The sequence below is a fragment of the Nocardiopsis coralli genome, assembly GCF_014892575.1.
Classification (GTDB): Bacteria; Actinomycetota; Actinomycetes; order Streptosporangiales; family Streptosporangiaceae; genus Nocardiopsis; species Nocardiopsis coralli.
In genome coordinates, this window is record NZ_JADBGI010000002.1 from 290,700 (window position 1) to 307,389 (window position 16,690).

The 16,690-nt window shown below is 73.1% G+C and carries 11 protein-coding genes; 4 read left to right on the plus strand and 7 right to left on the minus strand.

All coding sequences use genetic code 11. The features are described 5' to 3' along the window. Window positions 1–283: 283 nt before the first annotated feature. From IDM40_RS03130 to IDM40_RS03145, 4 genes are read left to right on the plus strand one after another with little or no spacing between them, the layout of a single operon-like run. Window positions 284–1,810: a TIGR02677 family protein gene (locus IDM40_RS03130; RefSeq protein ID WP_193120351.1), complete on the plus strand. Its 1,527-nt coding sequence runs from the start codon at window positions 284–286 to the stop codon at window positions 1,808–1,810. Then, entirely contained in the window at window positions 1,807–3,069 is a 1,263-nt protein-coding gene (locus tag IDM40_RS03135; protein WP_328806923.1) for a TIGR02678 family protein, read from the plus strand. The genes IDM40_RS03130 and IDM40_RS03135 overlap by 4 nt, the downstream gene beginning before the upstream one ends. Beyond that, a complete protein-coding gene (locus IDM40_RS03140; protein ID WP_193120352.1) occupies window positions 3,066–7,148 on the plus strand; it encodes a TIGR02680 family protein in 4,083 nt (1,360 codons plus the stop codon). The genes IDM40_RS03135 and IDM40_RS03140 overlap by 4 nt, the downstream gene beginning before the upstream one ends. After that, a complete protein-coding gene (locus IDM40_RS03145; protein ID WP_193120353.1) occupies window positions 7,145–8,398 on the plus strand; it encodes a TIGR02679 family protein in 1,254 nt (417 codons plus the stop codon). The genes IDM40_RS03140 and IDM40_RS03145 overlap by 4 nt, the downstream gene beginning before the upstream one ends. A 70-nt stretch (window positions 8,399–8,468) precedes the next feature. Here IDM40_RS03145 and IDM40_RS03150 read toward each other — a convergent pair whose 3' ends face one another. The 7 genes from IDM40_RS03150 to IDM40_RS03180 all read right to left on the minus strand — a co-directional run bounded on the left by IDM40_RS03150 (window position 8,469) and on the right by IDM40_RS03180 (window position 16,434). Further along, window positions 8,469–9,446, minus strand: a complete 978-nt coding sequence (locus IDM40_RS03150; RefSeq protein ID WP_193120354.1) for an SEC-C domain-containing protein — start codon at window positions 9,444–9,446, stop codon at window positions 8,469–8,471. 89 nt (window positions 9,447–9,535) lie between these two features. After that, a complete protein-coding gene (locus tag IDM40_RS03155) occupies window positions 9,536–12,751 on the minus strand; it encodes a hypothetical protein (RefSeq protein WP_193120355.1) in 3,216 nt (1,071 codons plus the stop codon). Between the two features lie 399 nt (window positions 12,752–13,150). Further along, window positions 13,151–13,813, minus strand: a complete 663-nt coding sequence (locus tag IDM40_RS03160) for a TetR/AcrR family transcriptional regulator (protein WP_193120356.1) — start codon at window positions 13,811–13,813, stop codon at window positions 13,151–13,153. Window positions 13,814–13,855: 42 nt separating this feature from the next. Continuing rightward, on the minus strand, window positions 13,856–14,614 hold the full coding sequence (locus IDM40_RS03165) for a hypothetical protein (protein ID WP_193120357.1): 759 nt from the start codon (window positions 14,612–14,614) through the stop codon (window positions 13,856–13,858). A 79-nt stretch (window positions 14,615–14,693) separates the two neighbouring features. Further along, entirely contained in the window at window positions 14,694–15,230 is a 537-nt protein-coding gene (locus tag IDM40_RS03170) for an HAD domain-containing protein (RefSeq protein WP_193120358.1), read from the minus strand. 74 nt (window positions 15,231–15,304) lie between these two features. Continuing rightward, window positions 15,305–16,108: a CPBP family intramembrane glutamic endopeptidase gene (locus tag IDM40_RS03175; protein ID WP_193120359.1), complete on the minus strand. Its 804-nt coding sequence runs from the start codon at window positions 16,106–16,108 to the stop codon at window positions 15,305–15,307. A 98-nt stretch (window positions 16,109–16,206) separates the two neighbouring features. Beyond that, complete coding sequence (locus tag IDM40_RS03180) at window positions 16,207–16,434, minus strand: hypothetical protein (protein ID WP_193120360.1); 228 nt, start codon at window positions 16,432–16,434, stop codon at window positions 16,207–16,209. Between the last annotated feature and the right edge of the window lie 256 nt (window positions 16,435–16,690).

Here is a 16,690-nt window from a genome sequence, read left to right on the forward strand (position 1 = left end):
CCCCAGGCCCGGGACCGTGTACGGATCAGGGTGCGGCCGGGACGACCGGGCGAGGGCTCCGGCGTACGGGGATCCATCCCCCACACGCGCAGTCGGTCGGTCTCCCAGAAGCCTTCCACGATGCGCACGCCCTCCATGTGCGGGGAAGAGGCGGTGCAGCACTCGGGGTTCTGGAGAATCTGCAGGATCGGCTCCTGCCTGATCCGCCGATACCACCGCGACGGCACACATACGGTGGATCGGGTGAGTCGGAGTTCCGCGAACACATGAAACGGGGCCGCCCATGCCGGGTTTCGAACGTCTGCCGCCGCGCGTGTTCGACTTCACCTCCGGCAACCGCCGCGACCTCTACTTCGCGATCCTGCACGTGTTCAACGACGCCAACGAGCGGTTGGAGACCGCGCTCCTGGCCGAGCAGGTCCACGCACGTGTTCCCGGAACCGGGTTCGCCGAGCCGGTCGACGAGGACACGGTGGGCATTGCTCTGCGCCACCTGGAGTCGCTGGACCTGCTGGAGTCCTCCCAGAGCTACACCGCCTCCTACTCCACGGCCGCCGAGTTCGAACGCAAGAACGTCCAGTACACACTCACCGCTCAGGGCGAGGCCGAGTTCGCGGGGATCAAGCTCGTCCTGGACCGGTTGAAGGAGAAGGGCGCCCTGCAGACGGCGGTACTGGACGCCATCGGCGACCGTTTGCACACCTTGTACTCATTGCTCGAGCCCGGCGCCGCCGGGACGGACAGCCGGGTGTTCACCGCATTGCAGGAGCTCGAGGGCCACCTGGATTCACTGCGCGACAACACCAAGCGCTTCAACAACGAGCTGCAGAGGCTGCTGCGCTCCGAGGGCGCCGACCTGGACACCTTCCACGAGGTCAAGCGTGCGACCGTCGGTTACCTGGAGGAGTTCGTCGAGAACCTCGAGGTGCGGGCCCACACCATCGCCGACGCCCTGGCCCGGGTCGAGGCCCTCGGGGTCGAGCCGATGCTGGAGCGGGCCCTGGCCGGTGCCAATCTTCCGCCCAGCGCCACCGACCGGGTCCGGGCCGACTGGCTCGCGGGCCGCCGGGCCAAGTGGGAGGGGCTGCGGTTGTGGTTCGCGCCCACGGCGGAGGGCCAGGAGGGTGTGCGCCGGCTCCACGAGGTGGCACGGCGCGCGATCGGGGCGCTGCTGGAGACGCTGGAGCGCATCACCGCGTCACGGCGCCGGTCCTCCAGCACCGCCGAGGACCTGCGGACCGCGGCCCGATGGTGTGCGGGGGCCGTGTCCGAGGAAGAGCTCCCTCTGGTGTGGTCCTCCCTGACCGGCCTCTCCCCGGCCCGGCACGCGGTACTGGCGCACGACGACGCCGAACTCATCTCACCCGGAACCCCGTGGACGGACGCGGACCCGGTACCGGTCTCACCGAATCTGCGCTCGTCGGGGCGTTCGGGGCGTGTGGCACGTACGGCCCGCGTACGCGATGTGGGTGAGACCGTCGAACGTCGGCGGGAGCGGGCCCTGGCGGAGCAGGCCGAGGCCGATCAGGCTCTGCGGCTGCTCTCCACGGACGGGTCAGTGGCCTTGTCCTCCTTCGGAACCCTGGAGCACACGTTGTTCGAACACCTGCTGTCGTTGCTGGGGCGGGCACTCTCGGAACCGCCGTCGAGTGATGGGCTGCGCCGTGCGCTGACCTCCGACGGGCGGTTGGAGATCGTGTTGGGCCCGCCCTCCCCCGACAGCGGCTCGGCGACGCTGCGGACCCCGCTCGGGGAGTTCACCGGGCCCGATCACACGGTTTCCATCGGCGTTCCCGGAGAGCGCCGGTGAGGGGGCCGTCGGGCGGGCGGTCGGCCAACCGGCGTGTGGTCGAGACGCGGGACGACATGAAGGACGGGATCCGTGCTCTGCTGACCCGTCCGCTGTTGACCCGGGAGGCGGACGAGGCCGCGTTCGTGGCGGTGCGCCGCCGCCGCGAGGAGCTCGTCGCCTGGTTCGACTACTTCTGCGGGTGGGCGCTCACGGTGGAGCCGCGACAGGGGTACGCGCGCCTGGCCAAGGTCCGTGCGCCCGGTTCCCACGCCTGTCCTCCGCGCCCGGCCCGGCGGGTGCGCGGAGCGGGAGCCCCCTTCGACCGGCGCCGGTACACCCTCTTCTTCCTCGCGGCGGCCGAGCTGACGGTGCTGAACAGGACGACGATCGGGTTGCTGGCCCGACGTGTGGCGCACACGTGCGCGTTGGAGGAGGGTATCGCCGACTTCGACTCGTCGGTGCGGGCCGAGCGGTCCGCGCTCGTGGACGCGCTGCTGCTGTTGGAGCGCCTCGGTGCGCTGACCGCACTCGACGGCAACACCGAGTCGTACGTGGCCGGGGACGACGCGCTCGTGCTCTACCGTGCCGACACCGCCCGAATCGCCCGGTTGCTGAGCGCGCCGGTCCCTCTGTCCCGGGTGGCGGGCGCCCGTCCGGACCTGCCGGCGGTGTTGGAGGAGGAGCGCTACGGCGACCGGTCCGAGACCGCGGAGACCGGCCCCTCCCGCAACCAGGAGCTGCTGTGGGCGCGCCACTCGTTGATGCGCAGGCTTCTGGACGACCCGGTGGTGTACTTCGCGGACCTGACCGCCGCGGAGGCCGAGTACGCGGCCTCGCTGACCGGGCGGTCCCTGCTCCGCAGAGCCGCCGAGGAGGCCGGCTTCCAGCTCGAGGAACGCGCCGAGGGGTACCTGTTGGCCGACCCGTCGGCCACACCGGCCACCGATGACCGCTTCCCGGGTGAGGGCCACGTGAAGCAGACCGCGCTGCTGCTGCTGGACCTGTTGACCGAATCCGCGGCTACCGGTTCCTCGGCCACGGTGCCCCTGGGCCGCCTCGTCGCCGAGGTCGAGGCCCTGCTGGAGCAGCGGCCCTCGTGGGCGCGGTCGTTCCGTTCGGAGGGAGGCGCGGAACGCTTGGCCCGCGAGGCCGCTGCGGTGCTGGTGGGGCACGGTCTGGCCGCCGCCGATCACGACCGCACGACGGCGGCCTACCGGGCGCTCCCCGCCGCCCACCGCTATACCGTCGACCGTCCCGCCTTCGAAGGAGAGTCATGAACGGTGCGCGATCGCTCCACTCCCCCGCCACCGCGGCGGGCCCTGGGGATCCACCGGGCCGGTGGCGGCCGACCCGCGCAGGCATCCTCAATGTGTGGCGCTACTACCGGGAGGTCTTCACCTTCCACCGGGGCCGGCTGCTCCTGCGGGGGCCCAACGGCACCGGCAAGTCGAAGGCGCTGGAGCTGCTCCTTCCGTTCCTGCTGGATGCGAGCCTGCGCCCGAACCGCCTGTCGACCTTCGGCGGCAACGAAAGGGCCATGCACTGGAACATGATCGGCCACGGCTACCCGGGGGCGACCCGGGTGGGTTACGTCTGGCTGGAGTTCTCCCGGCCCGGGGAGGACGGACCCGAGTTCCTGACGGTGGGCGCCCGGTTGCAGGCCACACGCGACGCCACCAGGGTGGTCCCGACCTACTTCACCGCGCGCGGGCGTGTGGGCGAGGACCTGTCGCTGCTCACCGCCGGGGACCAGCCGCTGACCGTCGCCCAGCTCAAGGAGGCCGTGCACGGGAACGGGCTGGGCACGGTCCACGGCGGCCCGGACGACTACCGGTCGGCGGTACGTACGGCGCTCTACCCGGAGCTGGCCCCGGACCGCTACGACGCGCTGATCACCGCGTTGCTGCAGTTGCGCACACCCAAGCTCTCCGAGCGCCTGGACCCGCACCTGTTGTCGTCGCTGCTCTCCAGTGCGCTGCCGCCGCTGGGGCACGGGGAGCTCGCCGACATCGCCGGTGGGTTCGAGCGCCTCGACCGCCACCGGGTGGAGCTGCAGTCCCTGGAGAAGGAGGTCGCTGCCGCCAAGAGCCTCGCCGACCGGCAGCGGGTCTACGCCTCCCGTGTTCTGAGGGGCGCCGCGGCCGAGCTGACCTCGGCGACCTCCGGGATGGAACGGTGCAGGCGGGAGGAGCAGGAGGCGCGCCGCAGCGCCGCCGACGCCGAGGCGGAGCTGTCCCGGCTGTCCGACCGGGAGGGTGAGCTGGACGCGTCGATCACGACCGTCTCCGGTGAACTGCAGGGGCTCAGGGAGAGCGACGCCTACAAGGCCGGCAGCGACATCCAGCTGCTGCGCGAACGTGTTGAGGAGGCCTCGTCCACGGCATCAGCCCGTGTCTCCGAGGCGCAGAGGCGCGAGGGGGCGGCCGCTCACCACGCCGACCGGGCTCAGGGACTGTCCAAGGAGCACGACCGGGCCGACAGCAGGCACCGGGATGCCGCGGCCGCGGCCGAACGCTCCGCGCGCACCGCCGACCTGGAGGGCGCGTTCGAGCACGCCGGGGCCGAGCTGGATGCGGGCGGGGACGGAAACGTGGACCACGTCCGCAGACTGCTCAGGGCTGCAGCGCACGACCGCCGGTCCCGGATCGAGGAGGTACGGGGCGCCGCCGAGGACCACCGGTCCCGAGTCCGTCGCCGGCAGGAACTGGAGTCCGATCTTGCGGTCTCCGGCGAGGAGCTGACCGAGGCCGAGGAACAGGCCCAGGCCGCCGCCACCGCCCTCGACGTCCAGGTCGACCACCTGGCCTCCGCGGTCGCCGAGTGGGCGCAAGCGTGCAGGGAACTGCCGGTCGGGGACGCCGAGACGCTGGTGGACCACATCGACCGGGACCTCGGCACCGGCCCGGGGGCGGTCGTCGCTGCAGCACGGCAGCAGGCCGGAGAGGACCTGGCGGCCATGGCACAGGATGCCGACCGCCACGAGGCGCAGGTGCGGGCCGACCGCGACGGGGTGGCCGAGGAGTTGGAGTCGGTGTCCGCACGGGCCGAGGCCGCACCCCCGGCCCCTCCCACCCGTACCGCGGACCGTGCAGGGCGGCCTGGCGCGCCGCTGTGGAAGCTGGTGGACTTCGTGCCCGGCGTCGCCCACGGGGTCCGGGCCGGTGTGGAGGCGGCTCTGGAGGCCTCGGGCCTGTTGGACGCCTGGTTGCTGCCGGACGGGACCGTGCCCGAAGGAGGCCTGGCGGGCGACACGGTCGCCGCGGCCACCGCACGCGCGGTGGAGGGGCCGAGCCTGCTGGAAGTCCTGCGTGTGGAACAGCGTTCCCCGGTCTCCGGCGAGCACGTGCACGCGCTGCTCGCGGGCGTGGCCTACTCCGTCTCCGGCCCGGAACGCCCCGGCGCGGCGGTCGGGGTGAGCGCCGACGGCCGCTGGTGGGCAGGGCCGATGCACGGGCAGTGGTCGAAGCCGGAGCCGGCCCACATCGGGGCCCTGGCCCGCGAGCGCGCCAGGGAGCGTGCGGTGGCCGCCCTCACTGCCCGTTTGGAGGGGCTCGAGCGCGCCCTGGAGGAGGCCCGCACCCGACAGGAGGAGGTCGCCCGACGGCGGCGGACCCTCGCCGAGGAGGCCGCTTCTTCTCCCTCGGACGCCGCTGCGCGCGAAGCGGCCCTCGCCCTGCACTCGGCGCAGGAACGCCTCGCCGACCGGCACACGGTGCTCGAACGCCGAAAGCAGCGCCTGGAAGCTCACGTACCGCTGGTGGCCGAGGCCGAGCAGCACCTGCACGCGCTCGCGGCCCGCCACCGTTTGCCGTACGGCACCGAGGCGCTGGACACTGCTCGCTCCGGGGTCGCGGACTTCGAGCGCGCCGTGGACCCCTGGCTCGACCGCCATGTACAGGTGTACGCGCTGGCCGACCGGCTGGCGCAGGAACGTGCCCTGGCCCAGGACGCGCAGGAAGAGGCCGCACGTGCGGGCCGTGCGGCGGCCGAGGCCGAGTCGGACGCCGATCACCTGCACGCCCGGCTGTCCGCGTTGGACTCCACCATGGGTGTGGAGCACCGCCGCGTGCAGGAAAAGATCAGCGCCGCCGACCGGCACCTGCGTGCACTGCGCACGGAGCTGGACATGCTCCGCACCCGGCAGCGCGAGCTGGAGCGCGAGAGCGGTGCGTTGGCGGCGACGGTCCGCACCCGGCAGGAGGCCAGTACCGCGGCAGTCGGTGCACGCGACGCGGCGGCCGAGCACTTCCGCGCTCTGATGGGTTCGGTCCTGTACGAGGACTCGGGGATGCAGATCCCGGTCGAGGCCGAAGCCACCGTCCGCGGCACCCTGGACACGGCCCGGGCCGTGGTTGCGACTTCGCAACGCGACGACCACACACCCGAGCTGGCCGACAGGGCCCGGGGCAAGGTCGCCGAGACCGTGTACTCGGCCCGCGACACCCTCAACCGCCGTACCGATCTGGAGCTGATTACCGAGGACGGGGTCCAGCAGGTCAACGCGCTCCTGGACGGGGTGCGGGTCGGAGCGCGCGGGCTGTACGAAGCGCTCGTGCGGGAGCAGCAGACCCGGGAGAACGACCTCACCGACGAGGAACGCGGGCTCTTCGACCGTGTCCTGACCGGGGACACCCGGCGCCACCTGGCCGACCGGCTGCGGCGGGCGAACGGGCTCGTCGAGGAGATGAACGACCGGTTGGAGAAGGTGCGCACGGCTTCGGGGATCTCCGTGCGGCTCCGGTGGAAGGTCGCCGACGACGCCCCGAACGGGACACAGGCAGCGAGGGACCTGCTCGTCCAGGACCCCCGCCGGCTGAGCGACGGGCAGCGGGAGGTGCTGCACACCTTCTTCCGGGAACGGATCGACGATGCGCGTGCGCAGGACTCCACCTCCGGTTGGGAGGAGCACCTGGCCCAGGTGCTGGACTACACCGACTGGCACCGTTTCGTCGTGGAGCTGGACAAGGGCGATGGTTCGGGCCGCCAGACGCTGACCAAGCGGGTGCACGGCAGCCTCTCCGGTGGTGAGAAAGCGATCGCGCTCCACCTTCCCCTGTTCGCCGCGGTGGCCGCTCACTATGCCACCGCGCCCGGCGCTCCCCGGTTCATCCTGTTGGACGAGGTCTTCGTGGGTGTGGACACGACCAACCGCGGGCAGATCTTCGGGCTGCTGGTCGACCTGGGGCTGGATCTGGTTCTGACCAGCGACCACGAGTGGGGGACCTACGCCGAGCTCGACGGGATCGCCGTGCATCAGCTCCTGACCGGTGAACCCGGTGAGGAGGACGATGCGATCACCACCGCCCGGTGGGTGTGGACCGGGACGTCCCTCGAGGCCGACGGGGAGGAGCGGTGAGCGCGGACGGTGTGCCCGGGCACCTGGCGGACGACGCCCTGCTGCCGTTGTGGCGTGCGGTCCACGACCGGTTGTCCTCCGGCAGGGCCGTGCGTTCGGTGACCGTGCAGAGGTTGGACGATGCGGCGCAGGAGGCGTTGGCCGACCTGTTGGGGTGGGCGACCTACCCCGGCCCCAGGGCGACCGTGCGGTTGGACCGGTTGGACGCGGCGTTGGCGCTGTCGGGGACGGACGCCCGCACCGTGGTGGAAACGGTGGTCGGGCCTCTCACGGACCGGGCCGCGGAACAGGCTCGGGTGGCCGGGGAGCGCGAGGCCCTGTGGACCTGGTTGGGCAGCCACCCGGTGGTGACCGCCCAACCCGCTCTCCTGGGGTGGGTGGAACAGGTGCGGTCCGAGGGCGTCCCCAGTAGCGGGAGCCGGGGGCTGCGCGAACGCCTGGACACGGCCCTGAACGTGGTTGCCTCGTTGCCGCTGCCGGACGGCAGGCCACTTCCCGACCTGGCAGCCGAGGCCACCGGGGACCCCCACGGGCTGGACCAGGACCGCCCCTTGTCACGTGCTGTGTTGCGAGCTCTGTCGGCGCTACGGGCCGAGCCAGCGCCGGAGAACGCACAAGAGCGTAGGGACCTGTGGGGCGCGTTCGGGGTGGACTGCGATGCGCACTCCTCGAACGTTCTGGTGCTCGGCCTGCGCCCGGGCGGGGCGGGCCCGCTGCCCTCGACCCTCCGCACGTGGGCAGAGGCCGGACGGGCCGTGTCGGTCACCCTGGACCAACTCGATGCCGAGGAACTCGTGTGCCGTTCCCCCGTGGTGCACGTGGTGGAGAACCCTTCGGTCCTGGCTCTGGCCCAGCGGCGGCTGGGCACAGGTTGCCCGCCGCTCGTGTGTGTCTCGGGGTGGCCCGGGAACGCTGCGGTGGCGTTGCTGCAGAGGTTGGCAGCATGCGGGAGCGAGCTGCGCTACCACGGTGACTTCGACGGCGAGGGGCTGCGGATCGCGGCACACGTCATGGTCCGGACCGGGGCGCGGCCCTGGCGTATGGGGACCGAGGACTATCTCGAAGCGGCTGAAAGGGTGCATACCGCACCGCCCCCGGGGCGGCTCACACCTGCGCCCTGGGACGCCGGCCTGGACCGTGCCATCGCCTCCCACGGGGTGGCCGTGCACGAGGAACGGGTGGCGGAACGGTTGCTGCTCGACCTGCGGGCGGAGGCGGAGGCGCAGAGGACAGCCCGAGGCGCGCCCTGAACCCCGGGATCTTGCTACTGGAGCCGGGTTCAGCGCCGAAGTCGGCTCTGGTAGCAAGATCCCCGCGCGGTCAGCGCACGGACGGCGCTCCGCAGCACTTCTTGTACTTGCGCCCGGAGCCGCACCAGCAGGCCTGGTTGCGCTCGGGCGGCCAGGACGACAGGGCGTCTGCGTCCAAGGTCCGGGCCCACTGGTCGCGGGTTCCGGGGTCTGCCGGGTCGAGGTCGGCGGCCAAGGCGTAGGCGAGGACCTGGTCCGGGGTGGCCGTCGCCGTGTGCAGCGCGGTGCCGGGGGTCTCACGCGCGGCGGAGCGCAGGGCACGTTCGACGTCGTGGTGGTGGGCGCCGGGGTCGGTGATCAGGCCGCGTTCCTGTGCCTGGTCGAGGAACGCGCGGTCGTAGGCGACGTACACGGCGGGGGCGTCGTCCCCCTCGTCCTCGGACCCCTCGCGCATGGCCCGGTCCAGCATCTCCATCTCCGTGTCGACCCCGGTACCGGACGCGTCGGCGGCCGAAGCCTGCTCGTCGTGGGCGTCGGGCGCGTGCCCGAGGCGTTCGCGCACGCGGGCGCGCCCGGTGAGGAGCACGAGCCCGAGGGGGTCGAGCTGCCCGACGATCTCCGCGGGCTGCGCGAGGATGCTGCGGCAGGCCACGTTGTAGCAGTAGAGCGCGGTGTCGGGGTCGCTCTCGGCGTACTCCTCGGCGAGCACGGCGGCCATGCCGCGGCCGAGCACACCGGGGCGCAGGAGGTCACTGATGATCCGGTCGGCCTCCTCGGAGCTGCCCTGCGCGCGCAGGATCTGGGAGAGCATGTGCGCGGCGTACTGGCGGTGGTCGTCCTGCGGGGCGTGCTCGCGCAGGACCCCGAGCACGGCCCGGGCGGAGTCGGGGTCGGTCTCGCGCATCTCCCCGGCGGCCTCCAGGAGGACGTCGCCGACGGAGTCGGGGGCGGCCGCCATGTCGTCCAGGTGGCGTTGGGGGAGATCGAGGTCCAGGACGGCCGTCACCAGTTCGGGCGGGAGCGGGGCCGGGGTCGCGCTGTCGGTCATGTCCCCAAGGTTAGGAGCGGCCGGGACCGCTCCGGTGCGCCGATGTCCGTCGCGCTCGACACAGCGCGGCGCCGATCGGCCCCGTCCGGTCAGGGCACGAAGGGCAGCGCCGAGAGCACGTCGAGGGCTCCGACCCCGAAGCGGGCCCCGGCCTCCAGCCCCGTGGCGAGGAAGGCGACCAGCAGCACGACCACCAGGAGGCGTGCGGGCCACCGTCGGCCACCGTCCGCACCGACCGGCCCGTCGTCGCCGTCGAGGAAGGGCCGGTCGAGCCGGGCCACCTCGCGCCGCAGGTCCTGGACCTCGGCGTGGTAGTGGTCGCGCTCGTCCCGGACCCGCTGGAGCTCGGAACGTTCGGCCCGGACCGCGGCCCGGGCGTCGACGACGTCGGTGTGGGCGCCCTCGGGGCCGCGTTTGGCGTGCCAGCGTTCCAGCCGGGCGAGCGGCAGGTCCGCGTACTGGGTGGGCCAGTTGGCGCCGCTGTCGTCGAAGTCGGGGTCGGTCTCGGGTTCGGTCTCGGCGGCGTAGTCGGGGGCGGGGACCCCGTCGGGCGCGACCAGGAGGGGCGGAGCCTGCGCGGGGGAACGCTCGTGCGGCGCCCCGTCCTCGTCGGTGTGGTCCGTGTCGTCGGTGTCGTAGGTGTCGTCGTCCTCGGGCGGCTCCTCGCGGGCCGGCCCGCCGAAGGCCTCCTCGGCATGCCGGCGCGACCCGCTGCGGACACGGGTCGTTCCGGCGTCGGATCGGCGGGGTTCGGGGGCGGCGGGTTCGAAGCTCTCGGTGGTTTCCACGGGGTCCGGGGGATCCGTGGGGCCCGTCGGGGCCGGGGCGGGGTCATCAGGGGTCCGGGGGCGGAGGTCGCTCTCGTGGCTCCGGGGGAGGTGGAGGGGCGGGGGTTCACCGGTGGGTCTCGAGGGGGGATCGTGCGGTTCGGGGGCCCCGAAGACGGGATGTTCCGCGGGTGGCGCGAACCCGGGCCTGCGTTCGCCGAAGAGCGGCCGGGGAGAGCCTGGCGGGTGTTGGGGCGCCCTGCCCTCCGACCGCGCGTCCTCGGTGGGCTCGGCGTCCCCCGGGCTTTCGCGCCCGCCGACCCCGTTCTCCGGAACGGGCACGCGCACGTCGCGAGCGGACTCGGGTGCGTCGAGGTCCTCGACCTCGGGCAGGGGGTCGCCGTCGTCCTCGTCGGACGGCCGGTTCAGGCGGAAGGAGGGGTGGGCGCCGGCGACGGACCGGGGGTAGGCGCGAGGGCGGGGCCGGTCCGAGCCTGCGGCCTCGGCGTCACCGACGGCCTCTTCACGGTGGTCCTCGCCCGAGACGGCACCCACGGACTCGTGTCCGGTCTGTCCAACGAGCGCCGAAGAGGGGTCGTCCGCCGCTGAGCGCGGCCACGGGTCGGCCGCCTCGTTCTGCGTGCCCGACGAGTTCGCGAACGCAGAGGAGGCACCGTCCCGACCGAGTCCGACACCCGTGGCCGACACGTCTTCCGAGCCGTCGTGCGCAGGCGAAGGAGCCGCGCCAGGGCGGGGAACGCTCTCCCCCTCGGGCGGGGGCCCGCTGTACCGGTCCTCGCCACCGGACGGCCGGAAGGTGTCCGGCTCCGAGCGATCGTGCTCGCCCTGTCCGCGCTCGTCGAGGGCGCTCCCGGATCCCGGACGGCCGTGCCCAGTTTCAGGGGCGTGGTGGGCCGCCCCCGGGCGATCTGCCTCGTCCCGGGCATCGTCGGGACGGGTAGCCCCTTCCGGGCGCGGTGCGTCGATCCGCTCGCGCTGGGCGCCCACGCCGCGCGAGGGCTCACCCTCGGACGGGCCGGAGACGCCCGAGCCCACCAGGTCCTCGGTGACCTGCCCGCGCTCGTCGAGGGCGTTACCGGAACCCGAACCGCCGCGCCCGTACGTTGCCGTGGAGGCCGCCCCGGTCCCCCCGCCGTCCGCTGCGTCGTCGGAGGGCAGCGGCTCAGCTTCAGGGATGTCGACGCCGTCGCTCTCGTCGGTGCCGGGCAAGCGTTCGCCCCGCACGCCGGATGCGCTCGGAGAACCGTCAGCAGGCGACGTGTCACCGTCGTGACCGCTGCGATCCTGGCCGGGTTCCCCGACGGCTTCTCCTCCGTTCCCGGTTCCCGCTCGGACACGCGGGTTCGGGTCGGCAGCAAGACCCGTCCCCCGAACACCACCCGCGACGACCCGATCGTCATCGCCCGGACGGCCGTGCGTCTTGGCCTCACCAGAGGCGTCCGCACCGGTCGAACGTGCGCCGGGCTCGGAGACCGCGCCGGCCCCGGCTTCCGCGAGGTGGGTGTCCCCCTCCCCCACGGATGCGGCGGCGACGGCAGAGGTCACCCCCGCGCTGCTCGGCACCTCCGCGGCCCCGTCCGGGTCCAACCACTCCGCGAGCAGCGCACGCCGGTCGCCGAACGTGGGTGCGTCCGGAACGCCGCGGTCGCGCAGGTGGTCGGCGAGCGCGTCCCCGCCCTCGTCGCGCAACACCTCGACCAGGCGCTCGGCCACCCGCCGGTACTCGGGGTCGGGCGTGTGCAGGTACGGCCCGTCGGTGCCCGGCCGGGGCGGGCCGAAGGCCAGGTGCTGTCCCTCGGTGGCCAGGTCGGGGTCGTAGGTGGAGAAGGACCACTGCCACCCGGCCGCGGGGATCGCACGCGCCGGGGTGAGCACGTCGTGCAGGATCCGGTGCATGCCCCACAGGACCCGGATCTGGGTGGCCTGCCACAGGTCGGCGTGCTCGGGTTCCAGGGCGATGCGGATCGGCCGGTCGGGGGCGTGCAGCGCGGAGGCGACCGCGCCGACGAGCACCGCTTCGCCCTGGACCGTGGTCTCCGCGGCGCGGCGGTCCCGGGTGCGCACGGCCCCGGGCGCGGCGGTGAGCTCCCAGGGGGTGGGCATGTCGAGCGTGGGCATGCTCCCCCAGCCGGGGACGGGGGGCCTGCGCGCGGCGGGGCGGGTGTTGGGGTTCTCGTGCAGACTGAGGATACGGGGCAGGGTGAGCCCGTTGGCGGGCCCGACCACGGCCCAGGCGTGCGCGTCGCGCACGTCACCGGGCCACCGGTAGACGAGGGCGGCCTGCCCGTCGGCGTAACTGCGCGCCCACAGGGTCTCGGGAAGGTCCGAGGGGTCGGTCCCGGGCAGTGCGGACCGGTAGTCGACGGTGAGCGCGGGAACGAGGCGGTCGCGCCAGGACCGAAGGGAGGGCCGTCCGCTCTCGGTCAGGGAGGAGGCGGCGGGCCCGGGACCCACGCGCCCGAGCAGAGTGGGTTCCGCCCAGGCGAAGTGGATCTGGTGGTAGGTGCTCTCCGACACGTGCCCCCTCCTCGGTGTTCCGCGGGCGAGCGGCCGGGCCGCCCCGTAGGGAAGGTATCCGCTCGGGAACCGCAAAAACCGCATGATCGCACATACGTACCCTCATGCGACCGAGAGTGGCTGTCTACCCCTTTTGTCCTCCGTTGTCGGCTCGTGTGCCTTCATGGCCGGAACCGGACGCAGCGTGCAGCCCATGGGCCCAGCCCCCGCACCCGCCTCGGCGTAGCGGCACCACAAGGCCGGCGGCGCCCAGCCTCTCCCCCACCCCCGGCAGCACCGACCGGCCCCGCTCCGGCCCGCCCCGAACTGCCCGGCGCTGCGCCGCCCGAGCGTCCGCCCCCCTACGCAGCACCCTGGGCAGCCGACACCGGCCGCACCACCCGGACCGCAAGCCCCGGCTCAGCTCTCGCTCTGGCGGATAGCCCCCACGACCGCGTCGGTGAGATCGTCGATGATCTCCTCCTCGCTGACCTCGGGGTGCTCCAGCCACCACTCCCCCGACGCCTGCACCATGCCGACGACGGCGTGCGCGACGATCTGCGAACGCGAGCGGGACGTGAAGTCGCGTTCGGTGACCAGCTGTTCGGCCAGCTCGTCGCCCAGGCGGCGCACCATGAGCCCCAGGTCGCTGCGGGTGCGCGAGTCCTCGGAGGTGGCCCGGTCCATGAGGAACCGGTACAGGTTGAGGTTCTGCGAGATCATCGACAGGTAGGCGCCGACGGTCGCGCGCGCCCGCACCTCGAACTCGGTGTGCTGGTGCAGCTCGGCCCGGATGCGTTCGATGAGCGGGTCGACGTGGCGCTGTGCGAGCGCACGGTAGAGGCCGCCCTTGTCACCGAAGTGCCGGTACAGGATCGGTTTGCTGATCCCGGCCTCGGCGGCGATGGCCACCATCGAGGCGTCGGGGCCGTCGCGTTGGATCACGCGGTCGGCGGCGTCCAGGATCGTCCGGCGCCGTTCGGGGTCGCGCCCGCGCACGCCGCGCCCCCGGGTGCGGGGGGTCGGGCGCGGGCGGGAACCGTTCTCGGTCAGAGCGCTCTGCGGTGTTTCTTCGAGGGCCACAAGGTTTCACGGTAACGGGTGCGGGGACGGGGCGTTGCGTGTTCAGGAGCGCAGGGTGATCCAGGTGGCCCGCGCGCGGGCCAATAGGCGCCCCTCGGAGTCGTGCAGGGCGCTGCCGGTGAGCACCTTGCGTCCTTCCACCGCGTGCAGGTGGCCGGTGACCACGTGGGTGTGGCCGGTGCGCGGGGCCTCGGCGACCTGGGCCGTCATGCGCCCGAGCACGATGGGCCGGCCCACGATGTCGCTGGACCAGCCGCCGGGGCAGTCCAGGGCGGCCCACGTCTGCCGCAGGTCGGCGTGGCCGGTGCCGTCGTCGAGTTCGGGGCCGGGGACCCAGGTGCAGGCGACGGTGTTGCCGATGTTGTCCGGTCCGCTGCCCGCGCGCACGCTACCGGGGAACAGGCGCAGCCCGTCGCCCTCCGCACGTTCCGGTCCGCAGCTGTAACACCGCGGGAAGGGGTGCTCGCTCAGCCCCGGGTAGCGGGCCTCTGCCTCCTTCGCGGTCGCCGGGTCGACCGGAGCGCCGGGCACGGCCTCGTCGGTGAGGTCGGCGGCGCGGGCCTCGGCCACCGTCTCGCGCCCGCTCATGGTGAGGACGGCGCCGTCGGTGGTCAGGGTGAGCGGGTCCTCCAAGGGCGGCGGGGTGCGCAGGGTGACCTCGACGGCCGGGCCTCCGGGTGCGGTCAGGCGTTCGGCGAGCAGACCAGCGCTGTATCCGCCGTTGCCCGACCCATCGGGGCCGTTGTGCGCGGCGCCGATGGTGACGATGGGGTCGCCGTCGGCGGGTGTGACGTGGTTCATGCGCCACAGGATAGGCGCAGCCCCGCCCGAACGCCTGGGCCGGGGTACCGCTCCCCCGCCCCGGTCACGCCGGCCGGTTTCACCCCTCGTGGGCCTTTCCGGGGACCATCGCCGCGGTGCGGGCCGGCTCCCACCGGGCGAGCAGGTCCAGGTCGCGTTCGACCAGCCCGTGGGCGGGCGAGATGCGGTGCAGCAGGAGCGCCGCGCGGTGGTGGTTGCAGGCGTACTCGTGGTCGCGGTCGGTGAGTTCGTCGTCGACCCACACGAACGGGCGTCCGGCGGCGTACTCGACCAGCGCCGGGGTCTTGAAGAACACCCCGTCGGGTGCGCTCCCGCGGGCCGGGAGTTCGACCACGGGCAGTTCGGGCAGGCCGACCCGGGGGCCGATCATGCTGTTGGCCTCGTGTTCCCAGGTGGTCGCCCACACGAGCTCGTACGGAAGGCGCAGCAGCTGCTCGCCGTGGTCGGGGTTGAGCAGCACGCGCAGGGCCGGCAGGGGCGGGGCCCACCCCCGCGGACGCAGGGAGTGGGCGGTGTAGCCCTCCTGCAGGGCCGCAAGGGATGCGTGGAACGGGTTCAGGGGGCCGTCGACGTCCAGGAACAACAGGGGTCGCACGCGCGGAGCCTTCTGGGTCAGGGGGCGGGACCCGACGCATCCTACGCCCCGGGACCGACACTCCACCGGCTTTTTCAGCCCGGGAGCCAGTCGATGTTGCCGAGCAGGTACACGGCACCGACGAAGGCGACCACGTCGATGACGGTGTGCGCGACGACCAGCGGCATGACCCGCCCGTAGCGCAGGTAGAACCAGCCGAAGACCAGGCCCATGACCAGGTTGCCGAAGAACATGCCCACCCCTTGGTAGGCGTGGTAGAAGGCCCGCAGCACCGAACTGGCCAGGACCGCCTTCCACGGGCTCCATCCCAGCTGGGCGAGGCGGTGCAGCAGGTAGCCGACGACGATGACCTCTTCGAGGATGCCGTTCTTGGCGGCCTGGAGCACGAGGATCGGCACGTCCCACCAGTTGCCGTCCAGGGTGCTGGGGGTGACGGTGAGCGTGAGCCCCAGTCGCCAGGAGGCCACGTAGACCACGAGCCCGCCCAGGCCGATGAGCGCGGCCAGGAGCGCGCCCCCGCCGATGTCGAAGCCGGGCCGGCGCAGGTCGAACCCGATGGTGCGGGCCGACTCGGAGCTCCGGTGCAGCAGGTACACCACGAGCGCGACCGGCGCGAGCGCGAAGACGACCGCGTGCAGCTGCAGGGAAAGGTCGAGCCAGGGGCGGTCCTCGGCGCGGCTGTTGATGAGGCTGGTGCTCTGCGCGGAGAGGGACTCGGGCGCGGTGAGCACGCCCAGGAACGTGATGGTCGCCGAGACGGCCGCCGCGCCCAGGGACAGCGCCAGGACGCAGAGGATCTCCCAGCGGATCAGGCGCGGGGTGATCGCGGACGGGACGGGTGTGCGGTGGCCCGGTGCGGCTTCGGTCTTGTCGCTCACGCGTCGAATCTACGTGCACACGGCGACGGCGGCCGCCGGGAGGGACGGGACGGGTCCCTCTCCTGCGGCCGCCGCGGTGGTCACACGGAACGGGCGGGTCAGTCCTCGCCCTCCGGGTCGTCGGGCGCGTCGTCGAGACCGTCCTCGGGGGCCTCTTCCAGGCCGTCCTCAGGGGCCTCGACGCCGGGGTCCTCCACGCCCGGGTCGTCGGTGGCGGTGTCCTCGCAGGCGGCGACGCCGAAGACGGCCACGGCCGCGATGGCGCTGCCGGCGAGGGTACGGCGGAGGGTGGTCAGGGTCTCCTTGCTGATGTCCTCGAGCTTCACGATGACTCCATCAGATAGGGGATGTGTGTGCCGTGGGTCGACCCGGGGTGAACCCGTGGGGCCGTCTCGCGGTACTCGGCCCGGACATGACTCGAACCGGGCGTTATTGATCTGTGACCCATCTACGGTCAGCCTATGGGCGTCGTCGTCCGGTGACCAGGGGTGAGCACGCCCTCTTCTGGCCGCATCCGGCCAGCGGACCCGCGTTTACCGGCGGCAGCTCGAGGACCACCGGCTTCGCGCACACCACCCCGAA